This window comes from Humiphilus diazotrophicus (genome assembly GCF_059726315.1).
In genome coordinates this window covers 7,178,896-7,196,491 of sequence record NZ_AP040870.1, presented here as the reverse complement: position 1 = coordinate 7,196,491, position 17,596 = coordinate 7,178,896, and the positions used below count along the sequence as shown (strand labels likewise).

Annotated in this window: 12 protein-coding genes; 6 read left to right on the top strand and 6 right to left on the bottom strand. The window is 55.6% G+C overall.

Annotated elements, in window-relative coordinates; translation table 11 throughout:
• Positions 1-30 precede the first annotated feature (30 nt).
• Positions 31-735 (bottom strand): AraC family transcriptional regulator, encoded by a 705-nt coding sequence (locus AC6I7T_RS28770; protein ID WP_497791277.1) that lies wholly within the window; start codon positions 733-735, stop codon positions 31-33.
• 144 nt (positions 736-879) lie between these two features.
• Here AC6I7T_RS28770 and AC6I7T_RS28765 point away from each other — a divergent pair, with 144 nt between their 5' ends.
• The 4 genes from AC6I7T_RS28765 (at position 880) to AC6I7T_RS28750 (ending at position 4,519) form a co-directional block, all read left to right on the top strand.
• Entirely contained in the window at positions 880-1,851 is a 972-nt protein-coding gene (locus AC6I7T_RS28765; RefSeq protein WP_497791276.1) for a zinc-binding dehydrogenase, read from the top strand.
• A gap of 76 nt (positions 1,852-1,927) precedes the next feature.
• Positions 1,928-2,812, top strand: a complete 885-nt coding sequence (locus tag AC6I7T_RS28760; RefSeq protein WP_497791275.1) for an NmrA family NAD(P)-binding protein — start codon at positions 1,928-1,930, stop codon at positions 2,810-2,812.
• A gap of 642 nt (positions 2,813-3,454) precedes the next feature.
• Positions 3,455-4,069: a class I SAM-dependent methyltransferase gene (locus tag AC6I7T_RS28755; RefSeq protein WP_497791274.1), complete on the top strand. Its 615-nt coding sequence runs from the start codon at positions 3,455-3,457 to the stop codon at positions 4,067-4,069.
• 33 nt (positions 4,070-4,102) lie between these two features.
• Positions 4,103-4,519, top strand: coding sequence for a response regulator transcription factor (locus tag AC6I7T_RS28750; protein WP_497791272.1), 417 nt, complete (start codon positions 4,103-4,105; stop codon positions 4,517-4,519).
• A gap of 265 nt (positions 4,520-4,784) precedes the next feature.
• Here the strand turns inward: AC6I7T_RS28750 and AC6I7T_RS28745 are convergent, their stop codons facing one another.
• The 3 genes from AC6I7T_RS28745 to AC6I7T_RS28735 all read right to left on the bottom strand — a co-directional run bounded on the left by AC6I7T_RS28745 (position 4,785) and on the right by AC6I7T_RS28735 (position 10,456).
• On the bottom strand, positions 4,785-6,479 hold the full coding sequence (locus tag AC6I7T_RS28745) for a serine hydrolase (protein WP_497791270.1): 1,695 nt from the start codon (positions 6,477-6,479) through the stop codon (positions 4,785-4,787).
• A gap of 485 nt (positions 6,480-6,964) precedes the next feature.
• Complete coding sequence (locus tag AC6I7T_RS28740; RefSeq protein WP_497791269.1) at positions 6,965-7,273, bottom strand: hypothetical protein; 309 nt, start codon at positions 7,271-7,273, stop codon at positions 6,965-6,967.
• A gap of 507 nt (positions 7,274-7,780) precedes the next feature.
• A complete protein-coding gene (locus AC6I7T_RS28735; RefSeq protein WP_497791268.1) occupies positions 7,781-10,456 on the bottom strand; it encodes an LGFP repeat-containing protein in 2,676 nt (891 codons plus the stop codon).
• A 278-nt stretch (positions 10,457-10,734) separates the two neighbouring features.
• Between AC6I7T_RS28735 and AC6I7T_RS28730 the strand changes: the two genes are divergently transcribed.
• Positions 10,735-12,681, top strand: a complete 1,947-nt coding sequence (locus AC6I7T_RS28730) for a winged helix-turn-helix domain-containing protein (protein WP_497791267.1) — start codon at positions 10,735-10,737, stop codon at positions 12,679-12,681.
• 102 nt (positions 12,682-12,783) lie between these two features.
• On the opposite strand, the gene AC6I7T_RS28725 is transcribed toward AC6I7T_RS28730, so the two are convergent.
• Positions 12,784-13,734 (bottom strand): ThuA domain-containing protein, encoded by a 951-nt coding sequence (locus tag AC6I7T_RS28725; protein ID WP_497791266.1) that lies wholly within the window; start codon positions 13,732-13,734, stop codon positions 12,784-12,786.
• 420 nt (positions 13,735-14,154) lie between these two features.
• Here AC6I7T_RS28725 and AC6I7T_RS28720 point away from each other — a divergent pair, with 420 nt between their 5' ends.
• Positions 14,155-15,549 (top strand): pyridoxal phosphate-dependent decarboxylase family protein, encoded by a 1,395-nt coding sequence (locus AC6I7T_RS28720; protein WP_497791265.1) that lies wholly within the window; start codon positions 14,155-14,157, stop codon positions 15,547-15,549.
• Positions 15,550-15,883: 334 nt separating this feature from the next.
• Here the strand turns inward: AC6I7T_RS28720 and AC6I7T_RS28715 are convergent, their stop codons facing one another.
• Complete coding sequence (locus tag AC6I7T_RS28715) at positions 15,884-17,560, bottom strand: S41 family peptidase (RefSeq protein ID WP_497791264.1); 1,677 nt, start codon at positions 17,558-17,560, stop codon at positions 15,884-15,886.
• Between the last annotated feature and the right edge of the window lie 36 nt (positions 17,561-17,596).

Genomic DNA, 17,596 nt, shown 5'->3' with positions numbered 1-17,596 from the left:
GCCTGAATTCGACAGTTGAAAGCCCAACGGCTATCGTTGGGCCGAGGCCGACTCATGGGCGTACTCCGTTGGTGTCATTCCGAGTATCTGGCGGAAAGCCCTGATAAACGCGGCAACACTCTCATAGCCGACCTCCAAAGAAGTCTCCGTCACCGACCGTCCTTCCGCCAACAATTCGAGAGAGCGAAGCACCTGCATCTGCCGGCGCCATTGCCCTGGGCTAAGCCCGGTCTCCTTCTGAAAGTTTCGGAACAGCGAGCGCTCCGACAATCCAATTTCGCGCCCCAAAGCAGCTAGATCCTTGGCTGCCCCGGAAGGGTCCTCCGCCATCCGCGTCGCCAGGCGTTTCAGCGCCGGGTCACGTGGAACCGGCAGGTGCAACTGCACCTGTGAGGCGGAACAAATCTCGTCGTGCAGCACATCAACTAAGTGTTGTTTGGAGGCGTTCACCTCCGGGCTCTCTACCCAGGTCATCATCCGCACTACAACTTCTTTCAGCAGCGGAGACAGCGCAAGGATGCAAGGTTCGTCAGGAAGACCCGCTCTTTCCCCTGTATTGAGACGCACCATCCAACCACTGATCTTCCCGCATGAGCGTAAGGAATGCACCGTGTTGCCGGGAATCCATATGCAACGTCCTGGCGGACACATCCACGCACCCGCTTCCGTTTCCAAGATCGCGAGTCCTCGATCAAGGCCGCACAGTTGTGCCTCGGCATGGCTGTGTGCAGGCATGTGGCGGATTGCAGCTCTGGGCAGTTCCCACGCAACGACGCCTAACCTTTCCAGAACATTTGGCAGTCTAGGGTCATTCTTTGGCATACACGGTCAAGCATCGCATAGACAGTCTTTCTAGACTACTTACAGAGGAGAAATTCTGTGAAAGCAGCCATCGTAACCTCCGCTGGTACAAAGCCCATCTTTGGCGAATTCCAAAATCCGCTGCGGCGTGAGGGATTCGAAATCATCACCGTCACTGCGGCAGCCTTGACCAACCTGACGAAAGGTCGCGCCGCAGGCTCGCACTACAGCGCGGACAACCACTATCCCTTTGTGCCCGGCGTGGATGGAGTGGGTACCCTCGCCGATGGGCGCCGCGTGTACTTTGCCATGCCTGAAGCACCCTTTGGCGCAATGGCGGAACAGACCCTTGCAGACCTTCGCCGCACCATCAACTTGCCTGACAACCTCGATGATGTGGCTGCTGCCGCTTTGGCAAACCCTGGCATGTCCTGCTTCGCAGCGCTGGTCGAACGCGCTCACTTTCGTGCGGGCGAGATTGCCCTTATCAATGGTGCGACTGGCGCTGCGGGGATGGTTGCCGTTCAGGTCGCAAAACACCTTGGAGCCAGAAAGATCATTGTCACAGGCCGGAACTCGCAGGAACTCGAAGCCCTGCGTCCTCTCGGCGCTGATGTTGTCATCCCCTTTGATCTCCGTCCCGAAAACCAGCACGGCGTTGAAAACTTTGAACAAGCCCTTACGCGTGCATTTGCCGATGGGCTGGATGTCGTCGTCGATTACCTCTGGGGAACCAGCGCGCGTACCATCATCGTCGCAGTCGCCAAAGCGGTTGAAGACGCACACCCTGTTCGCTTCGTCCAGGTAGGGGAAGCCAGCCGCGAGCCAGTGGAGCTGCCCGGTGCCGCGTTACGCTCCTCGGCTATCCAGATCATGGGCAGTGGACTCAAGTCCGTTCCATTGCCCCGGCTCCTTGAAAGCATTCGTCAGACCTTCGATTTGGCCGCGCATGGCGGGCTCTACCTCCCTACAAAAGTCGTCCCCCTCTCCACGGTCACAGAACATTGGGACGCTGCCGGTAAACCCCGGCTGGTTTTCAGGTTGAAGTAACGCACATGGCGACGCACTTAGTAATCGGCGTTAACAGTCGAAAACCGGATAACCACTCACGAGAGGAAATTTCGTCATGATCGTCCTTACTACCCCTACAGGAGACATTGGACATCAAGTTCTGAAACATCTCGTTCAGGGCAGCGAACCTGTACGCGTAGTCGCCCGCGATCCCTCGCGCATCCCGCAGGAAATCCGACAGCGTATCGAGGTCATCCAGGGCTCGCATGGAGACGTTGCCACCATTGAGAAGGCGCTCATCGGTGCGGACACGCTCTTCTGGCTGATTCCTCCAGAACCTTTCATGAAACTGGATAGTATCGACGAGGCGTATGCAGACTTCACGCGACCTGCGGCAGCAGCCATCCGGAGATGTGCCATCAAGCGAGTTGTGTCTGTCTCGGGGATCGGGCGCGACTGGAACAAGAACGCTGGGCTGATAACCGCTAATCTCAAGGCAGATGATGTGCTCGCGGATACCGGCGTTTCACTGCGCGTACTTAGGATGCCGTCCTTCATGGACAACCTGTTACGCCAGGCACCGGCAATCAAGGAGAAGGGGGTTTTCTCTCTTCCCATCTTCCCTGCCCTCAAAGCTCCGATCGTTGCTACTTCGGATATCGCCGCGGTGGCGGCAAGGTTCCTCATGGATGCCACCTGGACAGGTCAAGCGGAGGTTCCGGTGCTCGGTCCGGAAGAAATCTCTCCGAATGAGATGGCTGAAATTCTCTCCGATGTTCTGGGATATCCCGTTCGCTATGAGCGGATGCCCATGGAGGTCTACAAGAGCAGAATGGTCAGCCGCGGCATTTCCGAGGCGTTCGCTCAAAGCCTCGCGGACATGATGACGGCCAAGAACGAAGGCATGGACAGCACCGCATCCCGAGCAGTCGCGGCCGACACACCGACCACCTTCCGGCAGTGGAGCGAGGCTGTTCTGAGGCCCGCTGTTGAGTGCTAGAGCCATACAGCAACTCCAGTGAGATGAAGTCAACCTGATATCTGAGTTCACGCGCGTACCGACGCACGGGCCTTTCTTGAGCCAAGCAAGTTATGCGGTTAGCAGAATCGGGAGAAGCCTGTAAGCGGCCGCTTCGGCTGCCTCTTTGCTCGAACATTCATGGATTTACGGTAAGCCCTGATAGCGCCAACCATACCCCCCGGCTCTCGTCTCCTCCATGGTGGGAATAGGATAACGTTCCAAAACAGGTACCTGTCCACCTAGCGCGGATAATGGATAAGACCTTCGCTTGCTGGGGACCACTCTGATGATCACAGTCCAGTCATCAAACAGACCAGCCTGCGATCATGAGCAGGCGGCAGCTCAGCAGATAGTGGCCGAAGGCGATTATCCGATACGGTCGCAGGAAATACAGAACCGATGATGTATCAGTTTGTCGATCTCTCGGTGGTACCCGAAAGGCCAGACACGCAAACGAAGGTTCCCCGATCGAAATTTGGCATATCGTTTATTATCGATCACGCAATGTTCACGCAATGGTGCCGGTGCAACATCTTATCAGTACCGAGACGCTTCGCCCTCAAACTTCAGAGTGCGAAGAAGTTCCCACATCGGCCCATATCGTCCCCGGGGGGAATCTAATTGTCGAGCACGGAAAAACACGTAGGCGTCTTTGATGCATTTTCTTTCTTGATGTCCTGGATCTCCAATCCGGGCCATGTCGGCGCCGTCGCGCCTTCCAGCACAGCTCTGGCGGAGATGATTACACGCGAGATCAGCGGGAAATCGGGTCCAATCATCGAACTCGGCCCCGGAACCGGTGTTTTCACCCGTGCGATCCTGGCGCGAGGTGTGAGAGAAGAGGACCTTACGCTTGTCGAATACATGCCGGTATTTGCTGAGCTTCTTCGCGATCGCTTTCCGAAGGCCAGGGTACTTTGCATGGATGCGGCGCGCCTGCGTACACAGGTTCCGTTTAAGAACACTGTTGCGGGCGCAGTGATCAGCGGACTTCCATTGCTCAACATGTCGACGCGGAAGGTGGTCGCCATTCTCAGGGGAGCGTTCAGCCACCTGGGGCCCGGAGGTGCGTTTTACCAATTCACTTATGGATCGCGCTGTCCTGTGCCGAAATCGGTACTCGATCGGCTTGGGATGCGAGAAACCCGTCTCGGGTGGGCTGCCCTCAACCTTCCTCCCGCGACGGTCTATCGTATTACCAGGCGTACGCCGTTCCGGCTCGTACGTGGGCAATAATGAACCAGAACAGCGTGGATAGCGAGGTTGGTCATGCGTATTCTGTTGGTCGAAGACGAGCCTGAGATGGCATCAGCGTTAAGCGCTGCGCTGAAGAAGTACGATATCGTCGTCGATCACGTCCCAACCATTCGTGCTGCCAGAGAAGCGATCTCGACAAACGTGCACGATGCGATTTTGCTGGATCGTCAACTTCCGGACGGGGATGGCCTGGCATTGATTTCAACACTTCGCGATCGAGGCCGGAGAATGCCAGTGATCGTCCTGACAGCAAAGGGCGAGCTAACGGACAAAATCATCGGCCTGGATGCCGGAGCGGATGACTATCTTGCCAAGCCGTTCGCAATGGAAGAATTGTTGGCTCGCTTGCGCGCTGTGTTGCGCCGTCCCAACCACCTGATGGTGGGATCTGTTCAATTTCGGATTCGAGTCTGCTCACAAATCTCTTGACGGCAGTTTATGCAGATTCAATAACGACAGTCCATGTTTTCACCTCTGACTGTCATGGCGTAATCATCCCTCATCCCCGGGAAGGTCCTTTCCCCAATCGCATACTCAGCCATCGTGCCTGCTCATAGCCTCTCTCCGAACAACGTGTATCAATCCACCAGCGTTACGTCATCCACTAAATGTGCGTTGCGAGCTAGAGTCGGAGATAAGTCCCGTTAACAGGTTTGGCCCCATCAACGAGCTATACGGGGAGTGGCCCTGAAGTTCACAAAGCGGGCAAGCCGTTCGTTATCTTGCGAAAACGAAGATTGATCACTCTTCCATTGGAGATTAGAAGGTCCGATATCCTACCCTCGCCGTCTCGCCTGAACTGCAGAGAGCCGACCATGGATTCGGTATAAAATGCATCGGGTTCGCGCAGAAGCTCAGGTTGTTGCAGAACGCGAGCCTCATATCCCGGTCCCTCGACCCACAACTCTTTGCCGTGTTGTCTGAGAGTGAGAATCATCCGAAGCTCTGGGCTATAGTAGTCGCCTACATACTCGGTCATCCGGGCTGGGGTCAACTCCTGAGCAGCAACTCTCTCGACACGGGTCGCACTTCGATCATGATCCGGTTCATGCACAATCAAAGTGGATGCGTCTTCAGAAAAACTGAAGGTCACAGGTGCGGTCCTGAGAAAGAAGTCATGCTCACTGAACGGCACCATTTCGTCGCGGCCTTGCATAAACAGTTTTCCGTCGCGCATCGTGATCGCGAAAAGAATGCCAGGTTCTTCTTTATAGAGACCTTCGAATCGCCTCAATTGAGCCTCTCCCAGCACGACGGGGCGCCGTTGGGGCCTGTCTTCATTGCCCAGTTGGTCGCCCACGTAGAGATCAGCAATCTTGTGCGCCAATTCAACAGGATTCGGGCCTTCTGTATTACACAAAACTGCAACAGCAAAGTGATGAGCGGGCAGAAAGAGAAAATCGGCGACATAGCCCGGATCAGATCCGCTGTGCTCGACTAACATCGTGCCACGATATTCGCCCACTTCGAGTCCAGACGCATACTTAACAGGACGTCCGGTGTTGTCGTTCCCGGTGGCTAACAGGTTCGCAATCATACCCGGACTTCCCACTTTTGGCTGATCGAGATTCATCGCCCAGAGTGCCAAATCCTCGGCAGTTGTCTGAACGTCTGTTGCACCGTAGCTGGAATAAGGAAGAAATCTACGCTCGTAGCCCTGCCGTGCTGGAGCATAAGGAAATGAGTGACTGAATGATAGTTGGCGGAAGCTATCTTGCACATGGGTGTGGGACATGCCGAGTGGTTCGAAAATCCTATGCCGCATAAACTCGGGGAATGATTGCGCAGAAACTCTTTCTACAACGAGGGCAAGCAACGAGTAGTTTGAATTTGAATAAGAAAAGCGACTGCCAGGCGCGAAGTTCAATTCCTGTTGACCGAAGATGACACGGAGCACGTCCTTCTGCGTGATGGTGTCCTCCATCCGACGGCCGCTCAGCTCCAGCAGCGTCCATTGATCGCGAACTCCGCTCATGTGGTGTAAGAGTTGACGCAGGGTGATCGACGAAGAAGATATATGGAGTTCCGGAACATATTTGCGGATGTCATCATCGAGAGAAAGCTTGCCTTCTGCCTGTAAAAGGTGGATTGCGAAAGCAGTGAACTGCTTGGATACGGAAGCCACGTGAAATACTGTTGTGGCGCTATTAGCAGTACCGGCTTCCAGTATCGATTCGCCATATGACTTGCTGAGGAGTATTTTCTGTGAGCGTTCTACGGAGACGGAGCAACCCGGACTGTGTAATACGTTCCACCTGCTGAAGAGCGCATCTACGGAAGCGACAATGCGTGATGCGGAATTGTCCGCCTTCGTTCCCTTCTCCTCGCCAAGCAGAACTGACGATACAAAGAGCAATGCGCCCAAAATAAGCAAGCGAGATCTAACCATTACAGTTCTCCGCGACTTGATTTTCAACAGCAGCACTATTATTCCTTCAACCAACTGCTGATACAGTTTCAGCTTCCGTGCATGTCTGAGGCCATTTGCAACTACCCCTTGCTTCGGGCTGATTCAGCGTTGTAGCGTGGTCTACGCCTGTTCATCTACGGACAGTCGTGTTCGCATATGAACAGGAAGGGAGGATCGATCTGGCGTTCAAGGGTGGCTGGTCGGGCCGCAGGAATTTGCAAGCTCGGGAGTAGGTGCGCATGAAGGGCAGGTGGCGGGTGCCCACTCAAGCCATTGATCGACGATCGTTGATCAATGGTTTGAAGATTAGTTTTGTAACTGAAAACTGTAAAGTATGTCTTGGCACTTGACACCTTCTTTTAGCTTGAGTCTGAGTTTCTACATTTTCTGAGCCGAAGATAGCCGAAAATCCGCGTACGCGTACACAAGCAGAATCGCAAAGGCGAATTGGTTTTAGCCTTGTGTCAGTCCCGCACCGGAGCAGCCGACCCACGATGGATGAAACGAGAGCCAGCAGCGTATAGAGTGGAATTGCGCAGAGGCACAGAGGTCGTCAATTCCCTGGTGCAGGACTGACACAGGGCAAGGGCCAATTCGTCTTTGAGCTTCTGGTTATATTCAAAATTGTCTGCATTTACTAGCATGGAAAGATAGAAGCTCCAGCACTTCGCCCCAGCGGGGCGAATCGACAGTAGCCCAGCGCGGAGTCCGCTTTGCGGACGGGAGCGCTGGGTTAGCCCCTCACGTCTCGCCGCCCCGTATGGTGGCGGCACGAAATCCTCCACAAATCTTAGGTGAGGAGATTAGGATTCGTTCCGCCCCTGCCGGGGCGGATCTATTGAATGGGATTGCGAACCCCGCGTTCCGCTACGCTCCACACGGGGCTATTTTCGTTCGCTCCCTCCGGGAGGTATTGTTCCCTTACTGTTAAGCGCCGATGCAATGCTGCAAAACACATTCGCAACACCTCATAAGAATCATCAAAATCCGACCCCCGTTTCATTTATCACGGGTCGGCTGCTCCGGTGCGGGACTGACACAGAGCCTGACCAATGGCTGCAACGATCAAAAATGCTTCTGTATATTTGCTGTTCTTTATTTGACCCCTCTGCAAAAAATATACAAACTCCAGACTCAAGTCTTCTTTTGGCTTGAGTCTGATCAGTTCAATTTCGGATTCGAGTCTGCATTCCCATCTCTTTGACAATCAGAACTCCAAAATTAAAGCCATCTCCCGAGGTGCGAACCCCGGGAGTGGCAATTTCGAAAGAGAGCGTGTCCTACGCGCTCAGGACACGCTGCAGCGGACCAACAGGAGGCACTGGGAAGTGACGACGTCCTGGCTCCCAGGGCTCGACGAAGTTCGCTGCCCGGAGGTCCCGCAGCGTGATGTAGCGGATCTTCGAGATGACGCCTCCATCGACCTGCACCAGGCGGAAGCCTTGAAAGAGTTGGTTCGGCAGCCTGGGGGGCTGTGGCGTGACTAGCGGCCGTGACGAACCGCTGTCAGCCGCCCTCGGCTGCCGGTCGGTCTCGAAGGTCGGACGATAGCTGTACTTGGGCGGAGAGATTAGATAAAAGTTCCCGAAGCGTTGCCTCGGATCTCCCGGACCGAGCGCCGAAGTCTGAACAAACAGCGGCCGATGGTCAATCCACCACTGTTTCGCGTTGGACGCATCGTTGAGCGGTGCGGCATAGGGAGGCAGCGTGAGCTTTCCATAAATAAGGTCGGGGGCTCCCTGGGCGTGCAGAGTAACGGGCACGGGCACCGCATTTGCACTGGCCTTCGCATCGATCTGAATTGCCAGTGGCGCTCCTTTGGGAATGGTTCGCAGACCGCGGATATCATGACCGAGTTTGGTCTGATAGTAGGCACTCGGGTTTTCTGTGTAGAAGTCGAGGTAATACTCGAAGCGGCTCGCGTCTGTATTCCACCCCACGCGGTACTCCACGCGATCATGAATGTGACCGTGAAGAATCAAATCGACCGGCCGCGACTGATTGACTCCGCAGCACAACTGCATAAATTCGTCATGCCCGGCTTTCAGTATCCCATTGTCAAGACCATCGGTGACGTCGCCGACCTTGAAGTAAGGCGTCCCGGAGAGCGTCCAGCTTTGCCCCGTAAGTTGACAGCGGGCGATATACTCCTGCGTCAAAGCTGGATCAGCCGCCGCGTGCAGCGTCTCCCGGAAGTAGTACGGATACTCTCCTCCCACGGGCGACATCGCCGGAGCATGCATGCCGACCATTACCAGTCCGTCTGCACCAGCCTCCTGGATAGCGTTACGCAACATCGATAACTCTTTTTCGGAGAAGCCCGTCTGTTGCGGTGCGCCGCCTTCAAAGAGAGTCTTCTGGTCATCTGAGAGACCATAGATCAGAGCATTGATCAGAAAGGCTAGATTGGCCCGGTCCGGAATGGCGACATCGTACTTCGTGTCGAGCATTACCAGCCGATGCCTGCCCAGGTTCACCGTATAGCTGCGTTGCTTGCTGAAATACTTCTCGAAGTAGCCATAAGCATTGGTCTGCTCGTTCACATCGTACTTCAGCATCCGCAACACTTTATCCCCATCTGTCGCTCCGTAGGTCGGTATCTTTCCACCCGTCAATGCAATAGCGTCAGACTCGATAATGTTGTGCGAATCGAATTCATCCAGCGGAACCTGATGCCCAGGAATATCGACATTCAGGATCAAGTCGTACGGATAAAGCCGGTAGTCATGGTTTCCGAAGGTTGCGAAGATGGGGATCTTCAATTCTTCCCCGGTCGCAGATCCGGCCGCAAAGGGCTGGCCGAGAATCAGCCGCCGCAGCCGTGTGAAGTTGTTTTCAAAGCTGGTATCTCCGTCTTCATATACATAATCGATAAGATCGCCCGTCGCTGCCACTGCATCCGCCAGCCCCAGGCTGTGCAGCTTGTTTGCATATCGGACGAAGTCGCGGAAACAGTCCTGGAAGTTGCTGTACTGATCCGCCGCAGTATTCAGTCCCAACGCACGAAGCTTCGCTCGAAACTGATCGTTGCGGTTGTTCACATGCAGGTCTGTAATATGCAGCAGGCCAAAGTGGTCCCAGCCTCGCTTGACATACATGCAGTGCGGAGAGAGCGCGTAGTTGATTCCCACAGGAAGCTTCAGTTGCAGATCGTAAAGCGTGCGGTCCGCAAGATCGGAGATCGGCTCCAGGATCGCGTTGAGATTCAGGTAGAAGTCGGTGTGGTCTCCCACCACCACCTGCGAGACCTTGAGCAGGATCGGATTCGACGCCGCGCCCACCGGAGAGAGAGCAAGGCGTTCGGTCCACAACTCGGAGAACAGGTTCGGCTGCCATGCGGTCAGTGCCCGATACTGCGCGCTCTCCAGGTTCTGCCACTGCACCATCGTCTGAAACTGACGCTCTTCCGCGACGTCCGGGTTCACCAGCTTCGGACGGCCCAGAAGAGGGGGAGTTAAGATGCCGACCAGAATCTTGTTCACGCCCGGCGCGGCACCTTCCGCAGAAAACAGGATGCCTCGCTCGAAGTAAGCAGCCATGCCACCGGCTACGGGTGTATTGCCGGTCAGGGGCATGCCCATGCCAGTCTGTTTGTACATCTCCCACAGGTTGCCATGGAGTACGCAACCATGCGTTCCAGGCGTCCAATAAATCGCACCTGTCTCGAACTGGTTGAAGCGAGGTCCCTGCGGAGAGTCTGTCTCATCGGACACCGGGTAGCCGATACCGCGCGCGTGCGTCCCCGGAAAATCTCCCGGGCCACCATTTGCCAGGTAAAGTTGCAGGATGCCTCCGTGCACCTCGTGTGCTCCCGTCGCACGATCCCAGTAAATGTTCCCCTGCTGATAGGTACGAACACGACCGCCGGCAGCGGCATCAGCCTCCGCCGTGAGTGGGGTGCCCAGGTCGAAGCCGCTTGCCTTAAGCTGCTGATATTTGTCATCGATAGCTGACATGAAGATCTCCTTGCGCCCCTCCGTAAAGCTTTTGCGGGGAGTATTCCAGAGGGCCGTTGCTGTTTTCGCGAGGTGGTTGACGTACTACTTTGTCGCTCTCCTCCATATAGGAGGGGAGACCAGAGGACGAGAGAGATGTAAAGCCGAAAGAGAGGTGGTAGACTGACCCCCGATCCCGTTCTCCCATTTCATTCTGGGATCGTCAGGCTACTTCGGATGCTCCCGAAATGTCTTCAAAGCCGTCCTCAAACTTTCTTAGAACTTCTTAGAGGTGGCTTGTGACGGATTTTTCCAATGGCGTATATGAGTTCGGCGACTTTCGCCTGGACGCCAAAAAGCGAATTTTGCGGTCGCATGGCGAGCCTGTCCCCCTGACTCCGAAAGCCTTTGAAATGCTATTGGTACTGGTACAGAGCGAAGGTTCGCTCATGACCAAGGAAGAGTTGCTAAAGGCTGTCTGGGCTGACAGTTTTGTGGAAGAGTCGAACCTGACCCAGATCGTGTTCGTGCTGCGCAAAGCATTGAGAGAAACGGCAGACCAACGTTACATTTTGACCATCCAGGGAAAGGGCTATCGATTTGCCGCCGATGTAAAGGCTGTTTCGGGAAACGGAAAGGGACAGTTGTCGGTTGTCAATCCTCCGTTGTCGATAGCAGCAGAGGCATCCGAAACTGGGTATCCAAGCCAACAGATAGGTAGAAGTTCAGCTCGTTTCGTGAACAAAAGACGATGGCTGTACTTCGCTGCTGCCCTTGCGATTCTGATGCTGGCGGTCACAGCCGGAACCCTGCGTTGGTCAGCGATAAGAACTCCACAACTGAAGCCGCGAGAACGTGTGATGCTGGCAGTACTTCCCTTTCAAAATCTTACCGGCGACCCGGCGCAAGACTATTTAAGCGATGGTATGACCGAAGAGATGATCTCGCAGGTAGGGAATCTCAATCCGCAACATCTGGGCGTAATCGGGCGTACCTCGGTCATGCATTACAAAAACAGCCAGCCGCCTTTGAAGCAGATCGGGCGTGAGTTGGGAGTCCAATATGTGCTTGAGGGCAGTGTCCGGCACGACGCTGACAAGGTGCGAATTACCGCGCAACTCGTTCAGATCAAAGATCAGACCGAGCTTTGGACACGCAAGTACGATCGCGACCTTAGTAACCTGCTGGTCCTTCAAGGCGAGATCGCGCAGGAGATCTCTGACGAAATTCAGCTTACCCTCGGAGACCGCAAGAAGATTACTCCGTCCAACAAGGCGTCGTCTTTATCTCCTCAAACATCTGAGGCTTACGACCTCTATCTCAGAGGGAGATACTTCTGGAACCAAAGAACGATTGAGGGGTTTCATCGCGCCATCGAGTATTTTCAGAAGTCCATAGAAAAAGATCCCAACAACGCTCGCGCCTATGCCGGCCTGGCAGACTCCTATACCTTACTGACGAGTTATAGCGGGGCTCCGCCGACCGAGCTGATGCCCAAGGCTCGTGCCGCCGCGCTCAAGGCACTCGAACTCGATGAAAACCTCTCGGAAGCCCATACTTCTCTGGCTTTGATCGTTGAAAATTACGATTGGGATTGGCAAACCGCGCAAAAGGAATACCGCAGGGCCATCGAGCTGAACCCTAACAACGCTATTGCCCACCATTGGTATGCGGAATATCTGGCCTGGTTGGGCCGATTCGATGAGGCTCTCGGCGAGAGCGAGCGGGCGCGACAGCTTGATCCCCTTTCATTAGTGATCGCGGTCGACAATGGCCAAATCCTTTACTATTCTCGGCAGTATGACCTCGCCCTGGCGAAGTTTCGCGCGGTGCGCGAGGTGGACGAGAACTTCTATGCAGGACTCATGGTCGGGCCCTATGAACAAAAGGGAATGTTTGCGAATGCTCTCACCGAGATGCGGACATGGCCCGCGTCCCTCAGCGACTCTCCCTACTATTGGTCCATGCTCGCCTACCTTTATGGACGCATCGGCCAGTTAGTGCAGGCACGTCACGCACTGGCGGAATTGGAAAAAATGAATCGGCATCGACCTATAGATCCGACTATTATTTCCTGGGCGTATCTCGGCATAGGCGATAACGATCACGCCTTGTCCTGGTTGGAAAAAGCATATGTGCAACACTCCAATGCAATGACAGCTCTTAAGGTCGAACCCCGCTACGATGTTCTGCGCAGCGACCCACGATTTCAGGACTTAATCCGCCGTGTCGGATTGGCACAATAGGAGAGCTTCCATCGCCCTGCCTTCCCTTGGGACTGGCGTTCGAAGATGTTCCCGGAGCCATCGGCGTTTTCGCGCACAGATTGCGGTGTGACACTGAGAAATCTACTCAATCTCGATTTCTTTCCGAACCGAAACGGCGGCTATCCCAGGAAAATCCTTGGGCACCGGAAAGGTCACTTGCCGCCCAGCCAGCCATTGCAACGCGCGCGGAATAATGGTCTGCACAGCGGCGCAGCGCATTCCCGCCGGTTGCACATCCCCCGGCCAGACATGGCCGTAAACCGAAACATAAACACGACCTTTGCCGTAAGTGGTTGTCCATTCCACAGGCCACAACATGCCCAATCTCGGCACAGTGTCCTCGGCATAGGCGAGCACCTTTACCCGCTCCGCCGGACCGCGCGCATAAACGTAGACTTCTGAATCCGGAGTAAGCCACGCTTTCGGCATTCCAGCGTGGATTGGGTCATCGCCCATTCGCGTTATCAGCCTGTCGGCACGCAGGCCATGACTCGTGTCTCCGCCCTCGCCGGGTGCAATCCGCACCAACTCCCCGTTTTTGCCCACACGAACCGATGAACCATAATTCGCATGGCGCCAACTAAGGCCAACCATGTCTTCATATTCCTTCCAACCTACAAAGGCATTTTCGGCCGCATGGAAGATATACACGCCACCGCCGTTGCGGACGAAGTCCGCGAAGTCCATCTTCACAGCATCTGGCCAATCCGGCTTTGGCTTCACCCCTGTCAGAAGCCCATTCATTGCTCCCTCGTTGCAGGTCTGGATTACAACGTCATAGTCGGCAAACCGTGGTCGCCACGCTGCCCACGCCGCGCTCTTGGAATCAATCGGCGCAGTGCTGACCGAAACTTCGAAGCCGCCGGCTGCTTTCAAGACGCCGCGCAACAGAACTGTAGTCTGCTTCCAATCGTGGTTGCTGAATCCGTCAACAATAAGAACGCGAATCTTGTGTTCTGAGGCGGAGGCAGGGATGACCATGACACTGGCGAACAATATTCCGAGTTGGCAAAGGACAGCGCAGATCTTCATGCAAGCATGATAAGCGTTAGGGGTAGCGGCATACCCGGGACCAATCGATCCATGCTAAGGGGCGACGCGCAACGCGTGGCCATCATCTCGATCAAGCACCAAGAATGGATACCCCAAGGTCTGGGTTCTCACACCTGGGAAAGGACGAGTCACAGCGCTGGTTTCCTTGGGCAATCCGACGCAAATCCAAGCCCGGCCGAAGTTAAATAGGTCCCAGAAATCGGCCAGCGCCCAGATTGATAGTGCAGTTGACGCTGAATGATTTCTGGTTCAATCGGCGTTTCCCGATATCGATCCTGCTTTTGTTACAGAAACGATTCTCAATGAGTGAGTTGAAGTTCTCACTCCCGCTTGCGCAAAATGGAAGTAACAAGCTTTACTCCTTGTGGCAGGGTAAAGTTCCAGCAGAGGTTGAAATCAATGACAGATGATCACAAGGACGGGCGAAGCGCCCTTGTCGAAGAAGCTGCCCGGCGGGCAGCCGCCTATCTCAACGCGGTGAGGGAGCGGCGAGTGGTGCCGACGGTCGAAGCCATAGCGGCACTTTCACGGTTCGCGGAACCCATGCCAGCGGACCCGACCGACCCAGCAGAGGTGCTCAACCAACTGGATGAAGTTGGATCTCCGGCGACAGTGGCGACTGCGGGCAGCCGCTACTTTGGATTCGTGATAGGCGGCTCGTTACCGGCGGCTCTCGCAGCCAACGTGCTCACCGGGGCGTGGGACCAGAATGTCGGTCTCCGAGTGATGTCCCCGGTAGGGGCAGCTCTCGAAGACATCGCATTGCAGTGGATCATCGATCTTTTCGGCTTCCCGCAGGGGACTGCGGGCGCATTTGTGACCGGTGCGACCATGGCCAACTTCACGTGCTTGGCGGCGGCGCGGCATGCGTTGCTTGCGCGCAAAGGATGGGACATCGATGGCGACGGCCTGTTTGGGGCACCTCCGATTCAAGTGGTTGTAGGGGCCGAGGCCCACTCCACTGTGTTCAAGGCGCTCTCGCTGCTGGGTCTCGGGAGGAAGCGCGTGATCACCGTCCCAACCGATGGACAAGGGCGTTTCCGGGCGGATGCGTTTCCGAAGCTGAGCGAGCCGGCGATTGTGTGCATTCAGGCCGGAAATGTGAACACCGGCGCCTTCGATCCCGCACAGGAAATCATCGACACCGCGAAAGAAACCGGGAGTTGGGTACACGTGGACGGCGCATTTGGACTTTGGGCAGCGTGCGCGCCCAAGCGTGCGCACCTCCTGGCAGGGTACTCGAGCGCCGATTCGTGGGCGACGGATGCGCATAAATGGCTCAATGTGCCATACGATTCTGGGCTAGCGCTTATACGCGATGCGGTCTCGGCTTATGCCGCAACCAACGTTCAGGCACCGTACTTCCCGGTTGGCGTTGATCGCGAGCCCATGCACTGGACGCCTGAATCTTCGCGCCGAGCACGGGGCGTCGAAGTATGGGCGGCACTGAAATCGCTGGGGCGCTCCGGCCTCGCCGAGATGATTGAGCGCGATTGCCGTTGCGCAGCGCGGTTGGCCGATGGTCTGAAAAGGGCTGGATATGCCATCCTCAATGATGTCGTGCTCAATCAGGTGCTCGTGTCGTTCGGTGACGACGCGGTGACCAAAGACGTGATTGCGGGTATCCAACAGGACGGCACCTGCTGGTGCGGAGGCACGACCTGGCAGGGTCGCGCAGCAATGCGCATCAGCATTTCCTCGTGGCTGACGACGGAAGAGGACATCGACCAGAGCTTGGAAGCGATAGTGCGAGTGGCGAGCGAAATAACCGGTAACAAGCAAGTGTATTCATAGGCCTACTGACGAAATGCAATTGGGCCAACTTGCCGAACCCGCGAGTTCGGCAAGTACCGGATAGTGCTGTGCCCCGATTAATGCCAAGAAACGCGCTTCACATCAGAGAATCTAGTCCAAAGCTCCGTCATTTCGGTTATCAGCAAGCGCAGAATCGCCAACCCACTCATACCACCGAGGCCGATTACTCCCGAAATATCAGCCAACGTCATGGAATTTCGCGCCCGGTCAGCGAATCAATATCGCCGTTGCCCTCGACGTTTCCTGGTACTAATCCCGCCCATTCCGCTTGAGCGAGTGCTCGATGAGTGCATTGGCCTTGTTGTCGCTTTTCTCATTTACTGTGACCGAGCAGCGCAGCCACAGCGCGATCCAAAACAACATCGGCCCCAGAGCGGACGCTGGCAAGTGTCGGCGAAACTCTTATGCCCGGTACCAGCCCTACGCCCTCGAACACCGTTCCATCTCCGGCCCGGTCGTTCTTTGTACAAACCCTTGCACCGCCACCTCCGGGCAGGTGAAAAAAGAGCGGTTGCCCGGTGCTCCCTCCGGTGGTTTCACCTACGGTGATGCCACGGTGCATGGCATCAAATGCCGCCACGAAGTCCTCCGCAGCGGAGAAGGTCATTGCACTGGTTAACACGGCAACCGGCACATCCACATGATGGACTTCATCAGCGGGAATTTGCTCTGCGGGTAACTCCGCCCAACCGGGCAGCACGCCCCAGGCCCTGTCCACGGCCCGATACGAACGGGTGCTCTGCAATGCTCCAGGAATCGGCCTTTGCGCGAGAATCTGAAGCAGATCAACCGGCGTGCTGCCTCCCCCATTGGCGCGTAGATCGATAATGAGCCCCTTTGCGGATGCCACCAGAGGCAACTTCTCGAGCAACAGCTTTGTCCCCTTTGTATCCACGAACTCGTTCACGGTGAGAACCGCGATCCCGTCTGGCCGCAAAGCAAACGCCGCATCTTCAACATGCCGCATCTTCGTGCGCTCGGAGACGGACATCCGCTTCAAAGTACGAACAGTCTGGTGACCTTCCGCGTCATCCACTGTAACTGTCAGGTCAGTTCCCGCCTTTCCACTCAGCAATGCATAACTGTAGGTCCGAAGAGACAAATCCTGCGGCGTAGACGCACTCTGGAATGGAGCAACTTCCCGCTCCGCATATTCCCGCACATCCTCATTGCCGATCTTGCGCAGCACGTCACCGATCCGCCAGCCTTGCGTTAGCAGTGCCGGATCGTCTATCGCGGTCACTACCACGGAGTCCTGAACCAATTTCGTGCTGAGGCCTGGACTGCCATAGAAGATATCTGCGAACGAATCCGGCGGAAACACATTCGTATGGCCATCCTTCAATGTCGCCACAAACCGCATCAGCACGCGGTAGTACTCTTCGGTGGAACTCGTCGCTCGCACCTTTGGAAGGTAGTCTAGATAAAGCTGATTCCAGTCCAGCGTCGGCTGCCGGTCGAAAAACGCGAAGTTGAAACGTGCTTCAGCCCAAATGGTCGACAGTCCAACTACTTTCGCGTCTTCGCTCAGATTGGGAGCATACGGGATATCCTGCCCTGGCTCGCGTCTCCAAAGCCGCTCTTGGCTCTTTGCTTCTTCGATGAGTTGTGCAAAACGCCTGTCGCCGTGCAGCGAGGTGAGATCTGCATCGGAAGCGAGGTGCTCGGCGGTAACGGTGCCTCCATCGGCCTGCGAGGCAATTAGCACCTCGATTGCCTTCTCATTACGTCCTGCCAGCGCTTCCTCACACGCCAGATCGTACATTGCCACGTACCAATCCTTACCTATCCCATTCGGTCCGGCAGCATAGGAGGGTTCCAAAATATCTGCTGCTTCGGCGAAGTGCTTCTGCTCATAAAGCTTCTGAGCCTTGAAAAACTGCTCACGGAGCTTCACCTCAGAATTCAAGTCCTGCGCTAGAGCCATTGCCAGGCAAAGAAATCCAACTGACACAATTACACAACCACGAATGATACGAAAAGCGAACACGCGTCCTCCCGAAGACCACTAGGCATTATAGAGGTA

What these genes read in the sequence shown, in the direction of transcription:
- AC6I7T_RS28770 (WP_497791277.1), bottom strand. Translation starts at nt 735, where the DNA reads ATGCCTGCACACAGCCATGCCGAGGCACAACTGTGCGGCCTTGATCGA.
- AC6I7T_RS28760 (WP_497791275.1), top strand. Translation starts at nt 1,928, where the DNA reads ATGATCGTCCTTACTACCCCTACAGGAGACATTGGACATCAAGTTCTG.
- AC6I7T_RS28750 (WP_497791272.1), top strand. Translation starts at nt 4,103, where the DNA reads ATGCGTATTCTGTTGGTCGAAGACGAGCCTGAGATGGCATCAGCGTTA.
- AC6I7T_RS28745 (WP_497791270.1), bottom strand. Translation starts at nt 6,479, where the DNA reads ATGGTTAGATCTCGCTTGCTTATTTTGGGCGCATTGCTCTTTGTATCG.
- AC6I7T_RS28735 (WP_497791268.1), bottom strand. Translation starts at nt 10,456, where the DNA reads ATGTCAGCTATCGATGACAAATATCAGCAGCTTAAGGCAAGCGGCTTC.
- AC6I7T_RS28725 (WP_497791266.1), bottom strand. Translation starts at nt 13,734, where the DNA reads ATGAAGATCTGCGCTGTCCTTTGCCAACTCGGAATATTGTTCGCCAGT.
- AC6I7T_RS28720 (WP_497791265.1), top strand. Translation starts at nt 14,155, where the DNA reads ATGACAGATGATCACAAGGACGGGCGAAGCGCCCTTGTCGAAGAAGCT.